This window comes from Methylopila henanensis (assembly GCF_042681025.1).
Lineage (GTDB): Bacteria > Pseudomonadota > Alphaproteobacteria > Rhizobiales > Methylopilaceae > Methylopila > Methylopila henanensis.
The window spans coordinates 133,916-151,739 of the sequence record NZ_JBHUER010000010.1; the positions used below are offsets into that span (position 1 = coordinate 133,916).

Consider the following 17,824-nt stretch of genomic DNA (forward strand, 5'->3'; position numbering starts at 1 on the left):
TCCTTGTGAGGTCGACCCCGTTCTTGATCCATCCACCCGCCAAGATGAAGGCGCAGGGGTTCACGCCTTCGTTTGCACGGGCGCCAGACAGGGAAACGTCACCTCGCCTGCCGGCTGTGGCGGACACGAAGGATGGTGACGGTCCCCTGCCCCCGTTCCACCCGGTAGTCGAGCAGATAGGCCGCCCGTCCGAAGGGAATGGCGAGGCGACGGTCGCCGCGGCGATTCACAGCCACGCCTCGGTCGGACAGCTCTCGAAGTCCAACGAACGCTTCCGCGATCAGGTCTGCGGCCCGTAGCGCCAGGGCATGGTCTTCCTGCCGCAGGAAACCGACGACGCGCTCGATGTCGGCGCGGGCCACGCGCGAGACAACGACCCTCAATATTTGCGAAGCTTCGGGAACGGAGCGTCCCGTCCCACCACGCTGGCTCTCAGCCAGTCGGCGACGTCATCGGCGTCGTAGCCCAGCCGATCGCGCTCCCACTCGCGCGCTCGCTCTTCGAGCTCGGCGAGATCTTCGGGCGAAACGTCGACGTCGGGGGCCAGATAGTCGGCGGCGAGCATGTCGCTGACTGACATCGCTCCTTCGGCCGCGCGCCTTTCCAGCGCGACGGCCACGTCCTCGTCCACCTCGATCGTGCGCCTGCGGCCTTCCATGGGCCTCAGCCTAGCGCAAGCTCAGTTGTCGAGGAAGCTCCGGAGCTTCCGCGAGCGGCTCGGGTGCTTGAGCTTCCTGAGCGCCTTCGCCTCGATCTGGCGGATGCGCTCGCGCGTCACCGAGAACTGCTGGCCGACCTCTTCGAGGGTGTGGTCGGTGTTCATGCCGATGCCGAAGCGCATGCGCAGCACGCGCTCCTCGCGCGGCGTGAGCGAGGCGAGCACGCGCGTCGTCGTCTCGCGCAGATTGCTCTGGATCGCGGCGTCGATCGGCAGGATCGCGTTCTTGTCCTCGATGAAATCGCCGAGGTGGGAATCCTCCTCGTCGCCGATCGGGGTTTCCAGCGAGATCGGCTCCTTGGCGATCTTCAGGACCTTGCGCACCTTCTCCAGCGGCATGGCCAGCTTCTCGGCCAGCTCCTCCGGGGTCGGCTCGCGGCCGATCTCGTGCAGCATCTGGCGCGAGGTGCGGACGATCTTGTTGATCGTCTCGATCATGTGCACCGGGATGCGGATGGTGCGGGCCTGGTCGGCGATCGAACGGGTGATCGCCTGCCGGATCCACCAGGTGGCGTAGGTCGAGAACTTGTAGCCGCGGCGGTACTCGAACTTGTCCACGGCCTTCATCAGGCCGATGTTGCCCTCCTGGATCAGGTCCAGGAACTGCAGGCCGCGGTTCGTGTACTTTTTGGCGATGGAGATCACGAGGCGCAGGTTCGCCTCCACCATCTCCTTCTTGGCCTGACGGGCCTCGCGCTCGCCCTTCTGCACCATCTGGACGATGCGGCGGAACTCCTGGATCTCCAGGCCGGTCTCGGTCGCGAGGTTATGGATGTCGCCGCGGATGTCCTTGACGAGGTCCTTCTCGGCCGCGACGAAGCCCTTCCATCCCTTCGTGCCGAGCATGGCGACGCGGCGGATCCAGTTGGGGTCGAGTTCGTAGCCCTGGTACTGCTTCAGGAAGTCCATGCGGTCGACGCCGAAGCTCTCGGCGAGCCGCATCAGCCGGCCCTCGAGCGCGACGAGCCGCTTGTTGATGTCGTAGAGCTGCTCCACCAGCGCGTCGATGCGGTGCTGGTTCAGCGACAGCGACTTCACGTTGAGGACGATGTCGTCCTTCAGCTTCTTGTACTTGCGGTCCTGGGCCGGCGAGAGCGTCTTGTTCTGGAGCCGGTTCTCGACGTTCTGGTCCTGAAGGCGGCGCAGCTTCTTGTAGTCGTCGGCGACGGCGTCGAACGTCTCCAGCACGCGCGGCTTGAGCTCGGCCTCCATGGCGGAGAGCGAGACGTTGTTCTCCATGTCGTCGTCGTCGAGCTCGCCCTCGGGGGCGGGCGTCTCGGACTCGCCGTCCTCGTTCTCCTCGCCGTCCTGCTCCCCCGCCGCGGCGCCGTTCTTGGCGTCCGGCCCGGCGTAGGTCGCCTCGAGATCGATGACCTCGCGGAGTAGGATCTTCCCCTCGTTCAGCTCGTCGCGCCAGATGATGATGGCCTGGAAGGTCAGCGGGCTCTCGCAGAGCCCCGCGATCATCGCCTCGCGGCCGGCCTCGATGCGCTTGGCGATGGCGATCTCGCCCTCGCGCGACAGCAGCTCGACCGAACCCATCTCCCGCAGATACATGCGCACGGGATCGTCGGTGCGATCGGTCGGCTCGGCCTTCTGGACCACGGCGACGGGCGCGGGCCGGGAGGTCTCGACCAGATCGCCGCCCTCGACCTCGTCGTCCTCGGCGGCGGCGCCGTCCTCGCGCTCGGTCTTGTCCTCGGCGTCCTCCGACTCGACCACGTTGATGCCCATGTCATTGAGCATCGCCATGATGTCTTCGATCTGGTCGGTCGTGTTCTGATCCGAGGGCAGGACCTCGTTCAGCTCGTCATAGGTCACATAGCCGCGCTTCTTCGCCGCCTTGATCATGCGGCGCACGGCCTGATCGCTGAGATCGAGCAGGGGACCGGCTTCGGTCTCCGGCGCGCTCGTCTCCGCTTCGTCTTTCGCCTGCAATTTCGTCGCCATATCTTTCCAGTCTCCGCGCCGGCGCGTCCGCCGGCAACGCAACCGATCTCGGGCCGCGGCTCACGCCGTCAACCCGCCGACCGCAGCGAATCACCTGACATGTAGGTAAAGCCGCGACGCTTTACGTCCATGTTAACCCTGCGCTAGCCCTTGCGGATCAAGGGTCGCGCCGCGCCGTAATCCCGGCCTTCGAAACTCGCGTCACATCGCCCTGACCGACCGGCCGGACGCGCCGCCAAAATTCTCAATCGAAGCCTCGGAGCCCTCGGCCGCGGACAGTTGCCTCTGAATTTCGACGATCCGACGGAAGTTGTCGTCCGTGAAATCACGGCCAAAGTCCTGCTCCGCCGAGCGGAGCTCCTTATGTAACGCGCGCACCTTGTTGTGCAAGGCAGCCGCATGGCGCCAAGCGACCGCCGCGTCAACAGGATCGGCGCCTTCGCCCACCCACCAGTTGCTCGAAAGCAACGCCGCGTCCGCCCGGTCGAGCAGCGCTCCGCAGTCCGCCGCCCGCAGCGCCTCACGCATCTCGTCGCGGTTGGACGCGCCATGGGCGTAGGCGTCGAGCGTCGCGCGCCGCAGCCGGTCCAGGTCGCGGGTCGACAGTTCGAGCTCGGCGAAGGCCTCCGCGAGGCTGTCGAGCAGGCTCGGATGGTTGATCGGCGCGAGCAGCAGCGCGACCTCGCGGGCCGGCAGGCGGCCTGAAGCCGCGCCGAGCAGCGGGCTCTGCCGGAGCGACGCCGAGGCAGCGATCTGGACCGGCTCAGGCGAAGCCCCGGCGCGCGACCGGCCCCCGGCGCCCGGACGACGCGCCGCCGCCGGCCCGCGACGCGACGGCTGCGCCGGCCGCCCGAACGCCTGCAGCCGGGACTGGATCGCCGTCTGGTAGTGGCGCTTCACCGTCTCGTCGCGGATCGCGGCGAGCGCCGCCCTCAGCCGATGCTCGAAGGCGGCCGCGCGCTCCGGCGTGTCGGTCGGGCCAGCCTCGAGCTCCTTGGCCCAGAGCACGTCGATCATCGGGCTCGCGCGGGCCAGCACCGCCTCCACCGCCGCGCGACCCTCGGCGCGCACGAGATCGTCGGGGTCCCTCCCCTCGGGCAGGAAGGCGAAGCGCAGCGACCGGCCGGGCTGAAGCAGCGGCAGCGCGGTCTCGATCGCCCGGAAACCCGCGCGCCGCCCGGCCTTGTCGCCGTCGAAGCACAGGATCGGCTCCGGCGCCATCCGCCAGGCGAGCTCGAGCTGCTCCGGCGTGAACGCCGTGCCGTTGGTCGCGACCACATGGGCGATGCCCGCGCCCGACAGCGCGATGACGTCCACATAGCCCTCGACCGCGATCACCGTTCCGGCGGGATGCGCGGCCACCCGGGCGCGGTGATGGTTGAAGAGCGTCGCGCCCTTGTGGAACAGCGGCGTCTCCGGCGAGTTCAGGTACTTCGCCGGCGCGTCGGCGCTCATGGCGCGGCCGCCGAAGGCGATCACCTTGCCGCGCGCGTCCTGGATCGGGAACATGACGCGGTCGCGGAACCGGTCGAACGGCTCCGCGATGTCCGGCCCGGAGACGAGAAGCCCCGCCTCGACCATGTCGGCGACGGGCACGTTCTTCGCGCGCAGATGGTTGCGCAGCGCGAAACGGTCGTTCGGCGCGTAGCCCATGCGGAACGCCGCCTGAAGCTGCGGCGACAGCGCCCGGCTGGCGAGGTAGCCCCGCGCCGCCGCGCCGACCCGGTCCTGAAGCTGCGCCTCGAAGAAGAGCGCGGCCATCTCCATGATCTCGACGAGGCCGGCCCGCGTCTCGGCCCGCCGCGCCTCCTCCGGGCTTTCCTTCGGCAGAGGCACGCCCGCGAGCTCCGCGACCCGCTCCACCGCCTCGGGGAACGAGACCCCGTCGGTCTCCATCAGGAACTTGAACACGTCGCCGTGCCGGCCCGAGGAGAAGCAGTGGTAGAAGCCCTTCTGGTCGTTGACGAAGAAGGACGGCGTCTTCTCGGCGTTGAACGGCGAGAGCCCGGCGTACTCGCGGCCCTGCCGCTTCAGCTTCACGCGCTGGCCAACGATCTCCGACACCGGCACCCGGTCGCGAAGCTCGTCGAGAAAGGCGGGCGTGAAGCGCATGGGGCGAGCGACTCAGAAAGGCGACGGGTCCAGCCGGAACGATCGACCTTTATATAATAGCCCGGAACGCGAGCCGCCGCGGCGCCCGCTATTCACAAGGGACAGGCCGTGTTTTCCGTCGAGGCGGCAGGGCTGGCCCTCACACCTCGGGCAGATCGTCCAGCCTCAGCGCGAAAGCCGCCGGCGCACGTTCCGGGAGCAGCCGCTCCGTCGCCGCGGAGCCGGAGCGCCGGCCGTAGCCGTCCGGCCCCGGCTCGGCGAAACGGTGGATCTCCCGCCGGGCGGCGTCGATCACCCACAGCTCGACCACGCCGAATGCGGCGTAGATCAGCGGCTTGCGGTTGAGATCGTAGTCGAGCGAGGCATCCGCGACCTCAACGGCGAGCAGCACGTCGGGCCCCTTCAGGTCCGCCTTGCGCACCGATCGCGGGAACACGACGAAATCGGGCTCGAGATAGGTGCGGTCCGAGAGATAGAGGCCGGTCTCGGGCGCGACGGTGTGGGTGTCCGGGCAGGCGCGGCCCCAGACCATGTTGAGCGCGACCTTGATCCCCTCGTGCCGGTTTCCCTTGGGCGACATCGGCACGATCTCCCCGTCGAGAATCTCCAGCCGCTCGTCGGGATCGATCAGCCCGACCTCCACCATGCGCACCACGTCGGCCACCGTGAAGCGGCGACGCAGCAGGCCTTCGGCGAGGCTTCGGACGGGCGCGTTCATGGATTTCATGCTACCGCAAGGCGGCGTCCCCGGCGAGTTCGTTGACACGCAGGCGGTCTTTCTCTACAGAGCCGCCACGTCGCGCGGGGCCGATGAGGCTCCGCGTCGGCGTTTTGCGCACCCGTGGTCCGGCGTACTCGCGACGACCGGGCCTGTCGTCCCCGCACCGGGGAAGCAGGAGGGCGCGTTCCTCAATTCAGTCCAAGGAGGACGCGATGTCGAAGCGACACGCTTCTAAGTACAAGATCGACCGCCGTCTCGGCGAGAACATCTGGGGCCGCCCGAAGAGCCCGGTCAACCGCCGCGACTACGGCCCGGGCCAGCACGGCCAGCGCCGCAAGGGCAAGCTGTCCGACTTCGGCGTGCAGCTCCGCGCCAAGCAGAAGCTCAAGGGCTATTACGGCTCGATCTCCGAGAAGCAGTTCCGCCGCGTCTACGCGGAGGCCACCCGCCTCAAGGGCGACACCTCGGCCAACCTGATCGGCCTGCTGGAGCGCCGCCTCGACGCGGTCGTCTACCGCGCCAAGTTCGTGCCGACCGTGTTCGCCGCGCGCCAGTTCGTGAACCACGGCCACGTCAAGGTGAACGGCCGCCGCGTCAACATCCCGAGCTACCTCGTGAAGGTCGGCGACGTGATCGAGGTCAAGGAGAGCTCCAAGCAGCTCGCCATCGTGATCGAGGCTGCGGCCTCCGGCGAGCGCGACGTGCCGGACTACCTCGAGGTCGACCACAACAAGATGACCGCCAGCTATGTGCGCGTACCGTCTCTGACCGAGGTGCCCTACCCGGTCCACATGGAGCCAAACCTGGTCGTCGAGTACTACTCGCGCTGATCAGGACCTCCGGGCCCACGGAATTACGAAAGGCCGCCCTTCGGGGCGGCCTTTTTCGTTGGGAAGCGAAGCGTCGTCGGGCCGCCGCCACATGCGTGCCGGCTCACGGAGCGCCCATCCTGCCCGGACGATTCCGACCAGTGGTCGAGCTCAACGTAAAAATCGCGGACTCCGCGCGAAAACGCGCGTGTCACGGTCGCGGTCTCAGGAATGCGCTGGCGACCCCGGCAGGATTTGAACCTGCGACCATCGGCTTAGAAGGCCGGTGCTCTATCCAGCTGAGCTACGGGGCCTGACGCGGCGTTCGGGCGTCGTCAGTGCGTCCAGGGCTCGGGCAGGCCGGCCCGGAAGTTGTCGGAATAGGCGGCCGTGCGAGGCGTCGCGGGCTTCGGCTCCTGCACGCGATAGGCCAGCCCCTCGCGTTCCGCGTAGGCCACCGCCTCCTCGCGCGTCGCGAAGTACAGGCGGACCTGCTGGCGGGTGTCGCCGGAGGACGTCCAACCCATCAGCGGCTCGACGCGACGCGCCTCCGCCGGCTCATGCTCCAGCACCCAGCGCCGGGCTCTGGCGGCGCCGGACTGCATGGCGTTGCGCGCAGGCTTGAAGATGCGTGCGGTCATCCGCTGGTCCCCAAGATGTGAAGGCGCTGGTCGGGGCGACACGATTCGAACATGCGACCCCCTGCTCCCAAAGCAGGCGCTCTACCAGGCTGAGCTACGCCCCGAACACTGCCATTCGGAGGGGTTTTAGCCTTTTACTGCGCTCTCCGGCAACCGGTACAGAGCAGGGAAAAGCACGCCGTCCCGCCTTCCCTTCTCAGCCGGATCCCGACCGGCTTCCGGCCAGCTCTGGTCAGGGCGCGCCAGCGACCGCGCGGGTGACGAGAACGCCGGCGGTCGCGGAGACGCCCGTCAGGAACATACCCCAGGCGATGTCGACGAAGGTCATCGCCACCGGCCAGCCCTTCAGGGTCGCGAAGTTCGTCAGGTCGTAGGTCGCGTAGCAGAAGCCGCCGAACAGCGCGCCCCACAGGAACGCGCCCGCCCAGGACCCGCCGAGCGACGGCATGACCGCGAAGATGACGACGCCGACCACGTACATCGCGTAGAAGGCGCCCGCGGCGACAAGGTTCGGGCGCTCCAGCATCAGCGCGCCAAGCTGGGCGCGGTAGAAATCGCGCGCGATCACCCCGAGCCACAGCATATCGAGCGCGAAGAACACAATCGCAGTCGCGACATAGGCGACGATCCAGGACTTCATCGGGACGCCTTCTGTTGGATGACCGGATGGATCGCCCGGTCGCCCGGCTTCAACCCGATACGGTCGGCCTCGCCGGCGGCGATCTCGACCACGAAACGCACCGGCCCCCCGGATTCGATCACCTCGAGCGAGAGCGGCTCCGTGCCCTTGGCGATCCGCTGCACGGCCCCGTCGGCGCGCACGAACACCATGTCGAGCGAGACGTAGGTGTTCTTCATCCACATCGCGACCGGCTCGACCTTGCCGAAGTCGAACAGCATGCCGTGCTCGGGGGCGAGAGAGCGCCGGTACATCAGCCCGGTCTGGCGCTGCTCGGGGGTGGCGGCGATCTCGACGGTGAAGGCGTGCGATCCGCTCGCGGTCTCGAAGGTCAGTCGCTCGGCCGCGGCGCGGACGGCCCCGCCCGCCGCGACGACGACGAGCAAGGCGACGAGGGCGACGGCGCGGAAAACGCGGATCGGGAGCGGCATGGTCCGGTTGTCGGGCGTCGCCCCCCGGACGTCAATGGGCCCGGATCAATGGGAGGCGGGACCGCCGCCGACCTCGTCGGCGCGCACTTCGGCCGCCATCAGCCCCTTGGGGCCGGGTCCGTAGCGCACATAGACCGTCTGGCCCGGCTTCAGCTCCATGATGCCGTAGCGGCGCAGCGTCTCCATATGGACGAAGATGTCCGGGGAGCCGTCGCCGCGGGTGAGGAAGCCGAAACCGCGCAGCCGGTTGAACCACTTGACCTCGACCGCCTCGAGCCCGCTCGTCGGCGTCACGTTCACGTGCGTCCGCGCCGGCGGCATCTCGCCGGGGTGCCGGGCGGTGCTGTCGTCGATCGACAGCACGCGGAAAGCCTGCGCGCCCTTCGGCCGGCGCTGCGCCTCGCACACGATGCGCGCGCCCTCGTTCGCGGTGTTGAAACCGTCGCGGCGCATGCAGGTGACGTGGAGCAGGATGTCCGCGCCGCCGCCGTCCGGCACGATGAAGCCGTAGCCCTTGGCGACGTCGAACCACTTGATGACGCCGGAAACCTCGAAAAGGTCGAGCGGCGCTTCGTCCGCCAGAACGCCCGGCCCCTCGTGATCGTTCGGGGCGACGCCCCGCGGCCTGTCAGCACTCATACGAACCGCCCGCCCAAACACCCGGAACGCCGTCGAAGCCTCGACTCGACTGGGCACACGATAGCATCAGCTTTCGCCGGGGAAAGCAGAAAATGGCTCAATCAAGGCGATCCTCGCGCAAAGCTGAGGCGGACGCGGTCGAAATGACGGGATCGAAGGGCTGCAGCAGATCAACCAGATCGCAGCGCAAGACCAGATCGGCCCACGGATCGAGGTCGGTCGGCTCGCGATTGACGATCGCCAGCGTCGCGCCTGCGCGCTTGGCGATCAGCGGAAGGCCGGCGGCCGGATAGACCACGAGCGACGAGCCGAATGCGAGGAACAGATCCGCCTCCGCCGCCGCCTGTTCGGCGGCGCGCATCGCCGCCTGCGGCATCGCCTGGCCGAACGATATGGTCGCGCTTTTCAGCAGCCCGCCGCAGGTCCGGCACGGCGGCGGGTCGCCGGTCGCCTCGAAGGTCCGGCGGATGTCGTCGAGTTCGTGCCGGAGGCCGCACGACAGGCACTTGGCGTAGGTCCCGTTGCCGTGCAGCTCGACCAGCCGATGCTCGGGCACGCCGGACCGGCGGTGCAGATCGTCGATGTTCTGCGTGACGACGAGCGCGATCACGCCGTCGGCCACGAGGCGCGCGATCGCCCGGTGGGCGGCGTTCGGCTCCGCGCCGCGGGTGGCGTCGTCCATCACGAACTTGCGGCGCCAGGCCTCGCGCCGCATCTCGGCCGAGCCGACGAAGGCGTCGAAGGCGATCGGCCGGTTGCGCGACCAGAGCCCGCCGGGCGAACGGAAGTCGGGGATGCCGGAGGCGGTCGACAGGCCAGCCCCGGTGAAGGCGACCGCCTGGCGCGAGGTCGCGATCAGCGCGCGCAGCTCCTCGGCCTTGCGGATGTCGTTCCGGTCCATAGCTACCCCGCGGAACCGACCGGCTGGAGAACGCCCATGCGATATCTGCACACCATGGTCCGCGTGACGGACATCGACGCCTCGCTCGACTTCTATTGCGGCAAGCTCGGCCTCGAGGAGGTGCGGCGCACGGAGAACGAACAGGGGCGCTACACCCTCGTCTTCCTCGCCCCGCCCGGCCAGCCCGACGCTCAGGTCGAGCTCACCTACAACTGGGACCCGGAGGCCTATGGGGAAGGCCGCAACTTCGGCCATCTCGCCTACGAGGTCGACGACATCTACGCGCTGTGCGAGAGGCTCCAGAAGGCGGGCGTCACCATCAACCGGCCGCCCCGCGATGGGCGCATGGCCTTCGTGCGCTCGCCGGACAACATCTCGATCGAACTGCTGCAGAAGGGCGCGGCCTTGCCGAAGGCGGAGCCTTGGGCGTCGATGCCGAACACCGGAGCCTGGTGACCGGCGCCGCCGCTGGCGTGGCGCGTCGAGGAGAAAGCGGTGAGGCCCGCGGCGGATCGCGGATCAGGATCCGGTCGCGGGCCTCGCCTTATCGCCCCTGGACTGCGCCGCGGTAGCCCCCGCTCCCCGGCGCATCGACAGTGGCGATTTTCTAGGCCTCGCCGAGCGTCGCGAAGCCGTAAGCCATTTTCGACGCAACGAAGCGCCGGTGCGTGGAAATTACGGCGGAGAAGGGGCGGAAAGCAAGCGTGAGCGTGGCGAGGCCTGCTCACGCCCGCGTTATCAGGGCGCTTTGCGCACCGGGCTCGCCGCGGTGATCCGACCCGCCTTGCGCCATGGGCTGCGGCCGAGGCCGAGCTTTTCGAGCCCGTCCAGCAGCCGCCAGAAGATCGGCGCCTGCCGGCCGCGCAGCAGCGACAGCGACCACGGATCGAGGCCGACCCAGGGCAGGAACGGGTTGCGGCGGGAATAGGCCCAGATCTCGACGCGGACCGACGGCCGCGCGCTCGCGCCGCGCGCGTGGAAGCCGCTGGTGTCGGCGGCGACCAGGGTGTTCGCGGGAACGGCGAACTTCTTGGGCTCCGGCAGGCGCATTCGCTTCAGGTCGCCCGGCCGCACGCGGAACGAGCCCCGCGCGGACAGGCGGTCGAGCGACGACGCCAGCACGCTCATGCGCTTTTCCCAGGCGAGACGGCGCGGCGTCTGCCGCTGCGAGCCCGGCACGTAGACGAACGGCCCCGCGTCCTCCTCGACGTCGTGCAAGAACAACCACGCCTTCAGGCTCGGGTGAAAACAGTCGGCGTGCAGCGCGGTCTGCGGATCGGCTTTGGACGAATCCACCTGCGCGAACACCGTCTGCACATAGATGATCGGCTCCGCGTCGAAGCTCGCGATGTAGCGCATCAGGTTCTGGAACGCGGGCAGCCGCGCCATGGCGGCGCAGGCCGGCAGCGCTTTCAGCGCATCGGGATCGAGCGCGATCCGGCGGGTGACGGCGTCGCCCTGCTTCATCTCGCGCGCGGGCGCCGTGAAGCTCTCGAGCTCCGCGACGACGGCGCGAAACAGCTCCGGCGGCAGGAAGTCGCGCTTGAGCACGAAGCCATCGCGGAAGAACGCGGCACGGTCCTCCTCCGGCACCAGATGCTCGAGCCTGCGCCGACGGGAGTCGGCCATGCGCTGCGCCAGCGCGACGCGCCAGGCGTGCAGCCCGCGCCGGTTCAACCGCTCACTGCCGAGGACGCCGTTGTCCGCGAACGACTTGGCGCCGGAGAAGATCTGCGCCGCCCACAACGGCGCCAGCAGCCATCTCAGTCCCTTCGCCGCCATACGCCGTCTCCTCGTTCACGTCAGCGCGAACAAACCCGGTTCGACGCCGCGGCGCAAGGCGAGCCGCGGCGCCGGTTTCCGGACCGCCCTCATGCGGCGAGGCGCCGCGCCCGATCGAGCTAAACGGCATGCCGCGCAAAGTATGCAGGACGGGCCCGTCAGGCGTGTGCTTGCACGGATATGTATTTCTACGGCCTCACGCCGCTTTCCTGCGGCCCGCGCGCGCCGTCCTGAGACGAAAGCTGGCGAAATCGGCGACGGCTGCCGCTGATCGCGCCGCGGCGCGCGGCGCGCGGCTGGATGATCTAGCGCCTCGCGGGAACTTGAACGTCTTTTATAGTTCAATCCCAGAATGACACACTCGAATATCCTTGCTCCCATCCAGACGGGAAGCACGCCCGGCGACGTCGACAAAAGATCGTCGCCATCGACCGATCTTGAAGAACCTATCAATTGGTAAATAATGAGTTAATCTCTTTCTTGTCCGGTGGCGCACCCATCAGTTGTAGGCCTGAGATGGCAATTCCGATCAGTTTGTCCGGTTATCGGCCTTTTTTTGGATTGGAGCGCGCACGCGCCCGATTGCTCGCGGCCAGGGAGGCGCGCGCTGTCGCGGATCATCGGGGCGCGCCGGCGCGCCTCGGACCCACGGAGCCTTCGGCGTCCTCGCCCTCTCCGGCGACCTATGAGGAGATCGATTTCAGCTTCGACGACGCGGACGGCGCGTACTGGTGCTGGATGAACCCGAAGGGCGCTCCGAGCTTCACGCCCGGCATGCTCGGGGAACTCGCCTCCTACACCGCGACGATCCGCGCCCATTGCGCGCGCGCCGAGACCGACGCCGACGTTCCCGCCCCGAAGCAGGCGGTGTTGGCGTCGCGAATCCCCGGCGTCTACAATCTGGGCGGAGACCTCGAGCGGTTCTCGCGCTGGATCGTGGCGCGGGACAGGGAAGCGCTCACCGAGTACGCCTATTCCTGCATTCATGTCCTCCACGACAACGCGATCGGGTTCGGCAACCCCATCCTTACGATCGCGCTGGTGCAGGGGGACGCGCTCGGCGGCGGCTTCGAGACCGCGCTGTCCTGCCATATGATCGTGGCCGAGCGGGGCGTGAAGTTCGGGTTCCCGGAAATCCTGTTCAACCTGTTTCCCGGCATGGGCGCGTCGAGCCTGCTCACCCGACGCGTGGGCCTCGCCCGGGCCGAGAACATGATCGCGAGCGGGCGAATCTTCACCGCCGAGGAGCTCTACGAGATGGGGCTCATCCAGGTGCTGGCGGAGCCCGGTGACGGCGTTGACGCCACGCGCCGGCTCATTCGCCAGAACCAGAAGCGCCACAACGGGCTGACCGCGATGCTCCGCGCCAGCGCGCGCGTCTCCCCGATGCCGTACGAGGAGCTGCGCGACGTCACCGACATCTGGGTCGAGGCCGCGCTCAAGCTGCACCCGGCCGATCTCAGAAAGATGCAGCGGCTGGTCACGGCGCAGGACCGGCGGATGGCCGCGGCAGGCGCCCAAAGCCCCGCCCCCGAGGCGGAGATCGCCTGAACGGCCGCGTTTGGCGTCCGGCGGAGCGTCAGCGGGGCGTGTCGCCCGTGCGGCTGGCGCGTTCGTGTTGCAGCGTCTTGCGGACCCGCTCGAACTCGGCCTCCAGGCGCTGCACGTGCTCCGCTCCGGTCGCGGCCAGCGTCTGGGCGTCCAGGTTGCGGTAGGAGAGACAGAGTTCATACATGCCGCGCGCGCCGATGTTCGCGGCCCCGCTCCGCAGCGCGTGCGCGTGCTCCCGGAAATCGCCCGCCCGCCGCTGCGCGACGGCGTCGCGCAGCCCGCTCAGGACGGCGGCGGCGTCTCCGATGAACTCGTCGATGAGGTCGGCGACGAACTCGCGGCCGCCCAGTTCCTCAAGCTCGTCGAGGGCGCTGCGGTCGACCACCGCGCCGCGCGTCGCCCGGTACCTCGGGTGGTTCGCGATGTTCGCGACGATCTCGTCGTCGACCTCGGCCGCCGCAGCCGGCGTCTCCGATTGACCTTCGGCCGCCTCGGTGGCCGCCCCGCGGCCGCCGCCGGCCAGTTCGTCGATGGTGGCGAGCAGATACGCCGGCTCGATCGGCTTTGTGAGGCACGCGTCCATCCCGGCGTCGAGGCAGCGCACGCGCGCGTCGGAGGTGGCGTCCGCGGTCAGGGCGACGATCGGAATCCGTGGCTTCCCGAGGGAGGCGAAGCGATAGAGCTTGGTGCACTCCAGCCCGTCGAGCACGGGCATGTTGACGTCCATCAGCACGAGGTCGAACGAGCGCTCGGTCAGGGCGTCCAGCGCGAGTTCGCCGTTGTCGGCGATCCGGACCTCATGCCCCGCCCGCTCCAGCACCTTGCGGATGACCTTCTGGTTCGTCCGGTTATCTTCGGCGACGAGGATGGACAGGCGCCGGAGGCCAGCGATCGCGGCCGGCGCGGGACGCGCCGCAGGGACGACAGGCGCGCTGGCCGTCGCGACCCTAAGCATCGCGCGAAGCTGGTCGGGGTCGAGCGACGCCCCGGACGCGGACGCGCAGGCCATGCGAATCTCGAGACTGGGCAAGCCCGCGCCAAGATCCGGATCGATCAGCGCGATCGCACCGTTGTCGCTCTGAGCGGCGCGCAGGGCTTCGATCAGCGCCTGACCGTCGACTTCGGATCCTTCGGCGTCCACGACGATCGCGGCAGGGCCGCGCTCTTCGACCGACCGCGCCCGGAGCAGGCGGAGCGCCTCGCGCAACCCGACGGCGGGCTCCGACGGCCATCCGGCGGCGGCGACGGCGGCGGCGAGAGCCTGCGCGCGGGCGTCGCTGACCGCCATGGCGATGACGGGCGAGCGCGGACGCTCGTCCAGTCCGGCGAGGGGCGCGCCGCGCTCGAGGTCAAGCTCGAACCAGAACGTGCTCCCGAACCCGACTTCGCTCTCCACATCGATCTCGCCGCCGTTCAGTTCGACGAGCTGCTTGCAGATCGCGAGCCCCAGCCCCGTGCCGCCATGGGTGTTGATCACCGTCTCGTCGGCTTGGGCGAAGGTCTCGAAGATGCGCTTCCGCGCGGCCTCCGCGATGCCGATGCCGGTATCGCTCACCTCGAAGCGCAGACGCAGACGCTGCTCGGTCGCGACGACGGCGTCGACCGCGACCACGACGCCGCCGGTTTCCGTGAACTTGACCGCGTTGCCGACGAGGTTGACGAGGATGTCCTTGATCTGCCGGGCTTCGCCCTTCAGCCAGTAGGGCGTGCGCGGCGTGACGTGGACGCCGAGCCTGAGGCCTTTGGCGCGCGCCTGCGCCGTAAGCAGCCCGCGCGCTTCGGCGAGGACGGCGTGCAGATCGAAATCGACGTGGCGGACCGGCATCCGCCCGGCCTCGATCCGGCTGAAGTTCAGCAGTTCGTCGATCTGCGCAAGAAGCTCCCGCCCGCTGTTCCGGGCGGTCCGCGCCATGTCGCGCTGGTCGTCGTCGAGATCGGTGCTCTCCAGCAGCTCGGTCATGCCGATGACGGAGTTCAGCGGAGTCCGGAGCTCATGGCTCATGCTCGCCAGGAAGAGGCTTTTCGCCCGGCTCGCCTCCTCGGCGGCGACCTTGGCCTGCGACAGCTTGCGGATCAGGGTCGACGCATAGGCCGGGAGCACGAGCAGAGCGAGCAGGAGCCCGAGCGACAGACTGTAGTTCTCCCGCCAGTATGGCGTGAACGCCACGGCGAGCGCGAAGCCCACGACCGCGATCGCCGCCGAGACGCGCAGCGCGGGTATCCCGAAGCGGAAGCCGTTGCCGAAGACGATCCAGAGATACAGCGGATAGAGCACCGCCGTGGTCTGGCCGCCCACATGCATGGAGTAGGACAGAAGGCCGAGGTCGAAGAAGCGCGCGAGCTTCTGGCGCATCGCGGCTTTGCGTGGCCGCGCCAGCAGATGGCCGAAGAACAGGACGCCGCCGGCGCCGTAGGTCGCGGCGAGAAGAAACACCTCCCCCGAGGGGTCCGCGAACGTGAAGTAGCTGACCAGCAGCAGGCCCGCCGCGAGACGGTTCAGCGCCATCTCGTGCTCGCCGTTCGGGCTCTCGCGCAGCCGTAGGCGCACGGCGGCCGCGAGTTCGGACACCCGCCGGAACCGCGAGCCGGCCGTGGTGAGCGGTCTCATGCCGTCTGCGCGAGCAGCGACTCGCGCCGGACGAGGTCGACGAAGTCGGGCGCCGGCATCGGCAGGCCGAAGTAGAAGCCCTGCACCTCGTCGCATCCTTCGGCCCTGAGATGCGCCACCTGCGCGGCGTTCTCGACGCCCTCGGCGATGACGTCGAGGTCGAGGCTGTGGCCGAGGTTGACGATGGCGCGCACGATCGCGGCGTCGTTCGCGTCGGTCTTGAGGTTGTGGATGAATGACTTGTCGATCTTCAGCCGGTCGACGGGGAAGCTCTTCACATAGGCGAGCGACGAATAGCCGGTGCCGAAATCGTCGATGGAGAAGGTCACGCCGCGGCTCTGAAGCGCTTTCAGGGTCGCGACCACGCGCTCGGTGTCCTGCAGAAGGATGGTCTCGGTCAGCTCCAGCTCGAGCCGGGCCGGATCGAGGCCGGAGGCGGCCAGAGCCGCGAGCACGACCTCCTCGACGTTCTGGCGGCGGAACTGGCTGGCCGACAGGTTGACCGCAATGCGCAGCGGCGGCAGCCCGGACTGCGGCCACGACGCCGCCTGCGCGCAGGCCTCGTTCAGCACCCATTCGCTGATCGGAGCGATCAGGCCGCACTCCTCGGCGAGCGGAAGAAAATCGCCCGGCGAAACGAGGTCGCCGTTCTCCCGGCGCCACCGCACCAGCGCCTCGGCGCCGACGATGCTGCCCGACGCCAGCGCCACCTGCGGCTGGTAGTGCAGCACGAACTCGTCGCGCGCGAGCGCCTTGCGGAGATCGCTTTCGAGCACGGTGACGGCGCGGGCGCTGGTGTCCATGTCGGACGCGAAGGCGCGGTACCCGTCGCGCCCGCTCGCCTTGGCCCGGTACATGGCGAGGTCGGCGTTCTTCAGCAGCTCGTCGAAATCGAACCCGTGGTCCGGGAACATCGCGATGCCGATGCTGGCGGAGGTGGTGATCTCCTCGCCGTCGAGGCGGAACGGCTCGCTCAGCGCCTCCCGGACCCGGCGCGCGAGCTCGGTCGTGTCCTCGATCGAGGTCACGTCGGACTGCAGGATCGCGAACTCGTCGCCGCCAAGCCGCGACGCCGTGTCGGTCTCCCGCAGCGTGACGCGGAGGCGTTCGGCCACCGCCTTCAGCAGGCGGTCGCCGATGTGGTGGCCGAGGACGTCGTTGATGCCCTTGAAGCGGTCGAGATCGAACAGCAGCAGGGCGAACTTGCGGCCGTTGCGGCGCGCATGCGCGATCTCGTGGCGCACGCGCTCGTGCAGCAGCGCGCGGTTCGGCAGGTCCGTCAGCGCGTCGTGATGGGCGAGATGCCGGAGATGGCCTTCCGCGCGCTTGCGGTCGCTGATGTCGAGCGACGTGGTCAGCACCGCCACGATCTCGCCGGCTCCATCCCGCAGCGGCGCCTTGGTCGTCAGGAAATGCCGCCGCTCGCCCGCCCGCGTGAAGATCTCCTCCTCGAAGCTCGGCAGCGCCGCGCCGCTTTCGAAGATCAGCCGGTCGAGCGCCGCGCTGCGGCCGCCGTGCTCGGAGCCGAACATCTCGACCGCCGTGCGGCCGAGCAGCGCCTGCGGTTCGACGCCCTTGATGCGCGCCTGGTAGGCGTTGACGAAAATGCAGCGGCCGGATCGGTCGATCGCGCTGATCATCGCCGGCACGGTGTCGATGACCTGACCGAGCCGTTCGGAGCTGTCGCGCAGCGCCTCCTCGCGCGAACGCTCGCTCGACTGGAGCTTGCGTTCGAGCTGCATGGCGCGGCTCGCGATCAGCACCTGCTGGCGACGCATCTTCAGCAGGTTGCGCGCGCGCGTCAGGAATTCGTGGTGGTCGACCGGGCTCTGCAGGAAGTCGGTGGCGCCGGCTTCGAGCGCGCTCAGGCGGAAGCTGCGCTCCTCATAGACCGTGAGCACGACGACCGGCACATCCGCGCAGTTCGGCAGCTCGCGGAAGCGGCGGGTGAACTCCCCGCCGTCCATATCCGGCATCTTGAAGTCCGTGACGACGAGGTCGGGCGTGTTCTCCGACAGCCAGTCGAGCGCTTCCAGGGGCCCTGCGAACGTCCGCACCTCCACGTCCGGCTCGATCGACGCGGCGAGCTTCGCGAAGATGTTCCGGTTCGTGACCCGGTCGTCCAGAATGACAACGAGCGCCATATTCCGCCGCTACCGCCTCCGCCGACCGCTGTTCAGGGTTTCAGGCCGCTTAGTGCTGGGCCGGCTGATGGCTTCCGTCTATCAACAGCGGCTTAAGGAAAAGAGAATCAGATCGCCCGTAGACGGTTAACCTCCCGG

Annotated in this window: 16 protein-coding genes and 2 tRNA genes; 3 read left to right on the forward strand and 15 right to left on the reverse strand. The window is 68.7% G+C overall.

The window, feature by feature from the left end; all coding sequences use genetic code 11:
- Positions 1 to 98: 98 nt before the first annotated feature.
- From ACFSCV_RS13710 to ACFSCV_RS13730, 5 genes are all read right to left on the reverse strand, one after another.
- On the reverse strand, positions 99 to 383 hold the full coding sequence (locus ACFSCV_RS13710) for a type II toxin-antitoxin system RelE/ParE family toxin (RefSeq protein ID WP_378800140.1): 285 nt from the start codon (positions 381 to 383) through the stop codon (positions 99 to 101).
- Positions 380 to 658 carry a hypothetical protein gene (locus tag ACFSCV_RS13715; RefSeq protein ID WP_378800141.1) on the reverse strand — a complete coding sequence of 93 codons (279 nt, stop codon included), beginning with the start codon at positions 656 to 658 and terminating at the stop codon, positions 380 to 382. The genes ACFSCV_RS13710 and ACFSCV_RS13715 overlap by 4 nt, the downstream gene beginning before the upstream one ends.
- 21 nt (positions 659 to 679) lie before the next feature.
- Positions 680 to 2,668, reverse strand: coding sequence for an RNA polymerase sigma factor RpoD (rpoD, locus tag ACFSCV_RS13720; RefSeq protein WP_378800142.1), 1,989 nt, complete (start codon positions 2,666 to 2,668; stop codon positions 680 to 682).
- Positions 2,669 to 2,869: 201 nt separating this feature from the next.
- Positions 2,870 to 4,780 carry a DNA primase gene (gene dnaG, locus ACFSCV_RS13725; RefSeq protein WP_378800143.1) on the reverse strand — a complete coding sequence of 637 codons (1,911 nt, stop codon included), beginning with the start codon at positions 4,778 to 4,780 and terminating at the stop codon, positions 2,870 to 2,872.
- Positions 4,781 to 4,919: 139 nt separating this feature from the next.
- On the reverse strand, positions 4,920 to 5,498 hold the full coding sequence (locus tag ACFSCV_RS13730; protein WP_378800144.1) for a Uma2 family endonuclease: 579 nt from the start codon (positions 5,496 to 5,498) through the stop codon (positions 4,920 to 4,922).
- A 215-nt stretch (positions 5,499 to 5,713) separates the two neighbouring features.
- Here ACFSCV_RS13730 and rpsD point away from each other — a divergent pair, with 215 nt between their 5' ends.
- Complete coding sequence (rpsD, locus tag ACFSCV_RS13735) at positions 5,714 to 6,331, forward strand: 30S ribosomal protein S4 (protein ID WP_271198944.1); 618 nt, start codon at positions 5,714 to 5,716, stop codon at positions 6,329 to 6,331.
- A gap of 216 nt (positions 6,332 to 6,547) precedes the next feature.
- On the opposite strand, the gene ACFSCV_RS13740 is transcribed toward rpsD, so the two are convergent.
- The 7 genes from ACFSCV_RS13740 to ACFSCV_RS13770 form a co-directional block, all read right to left on the reverse strand.
- Positions 6,548 to 6,624, reverse strand: a tRNA-Arg gene (locus tag ACFSCV_RS13740).
- A 21-nt stretch (positions 6,625 to 6,645) separates the two neighbouring features.
- Positions 6,646 to 6,951: an ETC complex I subunit gene (locus tag ACFSCV_RS13745; protein ID WP_378800145.1), complete on the reverse strand. Its 306-nt coding sequence runs from the start codon at positions 6,949 to 6,951 to the stop codon at positions 6,646 to 6,648.
- A 27-nt stretch (positions 6,952 to 6,978) separates the two neighbouring features.
- Positions 6,979 to 7,055 (reverse strand) — tRNA-Pro (locus ACFSCV_RS13750).
- 128 nt (positions 7,056 to 7,183) lie between these two features.
- A complete protein-coding gene (locus tag ACFSCV_RS13755; protein WP_378800146.1) occupies positions 7,184 to 7,591 on the reverse strand; it encodes a DUF2177 family protein in 408 nt (135 codons plus the stop codon).
- Complete coding sequence (locus ACFSCV_RS13760; RefSeq protein ID WP_378800147.1) at positions 7,588 to 8,061, reverse strand: DUF192 domain-containing protein; 474 nt, start codon at positions 8,059 to 8,061, stop codon at positions 7,588 to 7,590. Before ACFSCV_RS13760 ends, ACFSCV_RS13755 begins: the two co-directional genes overlap by 4 nt.
- 45 nt (positions 8,062 to 8,106) lie before the next feature.
- A complete protein-coding gene (locus ACFSCV_RS13765; protein WP_378800148.1) occupies positions 8,107 to 8,700 on the reverse strand; it encodes a cold-shock protein in 594 nt (197 codons plus the stop codon).
- Positions 8,701 to 8,797: 97 nt separating this feature from the next.
- Positions 8,798 to 9,601 carry an SIR2 family NAD-dependent protein deacylase gene (locus ACFSCV_RS13770; protein ID WP_378800149.1) on the reverse strand — a complete coding sequence of 268 codons (804 nt, stop codon included), beginning with the start codon at positions 9,599 to 9,601 and terminating at the stop codon, positions 8,798 to 8,800.
- Between the two features lie 36 nt (positions 9,602 to 9,637).
- Here ACFSCV_RS13770 and ACFSCV_RS13775 point away from each other — a divergent pair, with 36 nt between their 5' ends.
- Positions 9,638 to 10,057: a VOC family protein gene (locus ACFSCV_RS13775; protein WP_378800150.1), complete on the forward strand. Its 420-nt coding sequence runs from the start codon at positions 9,638 to 9,640 to the stop codon at positions 10,055 to 10,057.
- Between the two features lie 282 nt (positions 10,058 to 10,339).
- On the opposite strand, the gene ACFSCV_RS13780 is transcribed toward ACFSCV_RS13775, so the two are convergent.
- The gene (locus ACFSCV_RS13780; RefSeq protein WP_378800151.1) at positions 10,340 to 11,383 is read right to left on the reverse strand and encodes a phytanoyl-CoA dioxygenase family protein; all 1,044 of its coding nucleotides are present in this window, start codon (positions 11,381 to 11,383) and stop codon (positions 10,340 to 10,342) included.
- Positions 11,384 to 11,965: 582 nt separating this feature from the next.
- Here ACFSCV_RS13780 and ACFSCV_RS13785 point away from each other — a divergent pair.
- On the forward strand, positions 11,966 to 12,934 hold the full coding sequence (locus ACFSCV_RS13785) for a crotonase/enoyl-CoA hydratase family protein (protein WP_378800152.1): 969 nt from the start codon (positions 11,966 to 11,968) through the stop codon (positions 12,932 to 12,934).
- A 28-nt stretch (positions 12,935 to 12,962) separates the two neighbouring features.
- Here the strand turns inward: ACFSCV_RS13785 and ACFSCV_RS13790 are convergent, their stop codons facing one another.
- Both ACFSCV_RS13790 and ACFSCV_RS13795 read right to left on the reverse strand, forming a co-directional pair.
- On the reverse strand, positions 12,963 to 15,542 hold the full coding sequence (locus ACFSCV_RS13790) for a hybrid sensor histidine kinase/response regulator (RefSeq protein ID WP_378800153.1): 2,580 nt from the start codon (positions 15,540 to 15,542) through the stop codon (positions 12,963 to 12,965).
- Complete coding sequence (locus ACFSCV_RS13795) at positions 15,539 to 17,686, reverse strand: putative bifunctional diguanylate cyclase/phosphodiesterase (RefSeq protein ID WP_378800154.1); 2,148 nt, start codon at positions 17,684 to 17,686, stop codon at positions 15,539 to 15,541. The genes ACFSCV_RS13790 and ACFSCV_RS13795 overlap by 4 nt, the downstream gene beginning before the upstream one ends.
- Positions 17,687 to 17,824 lie beyond the last annotated feature (138 nt).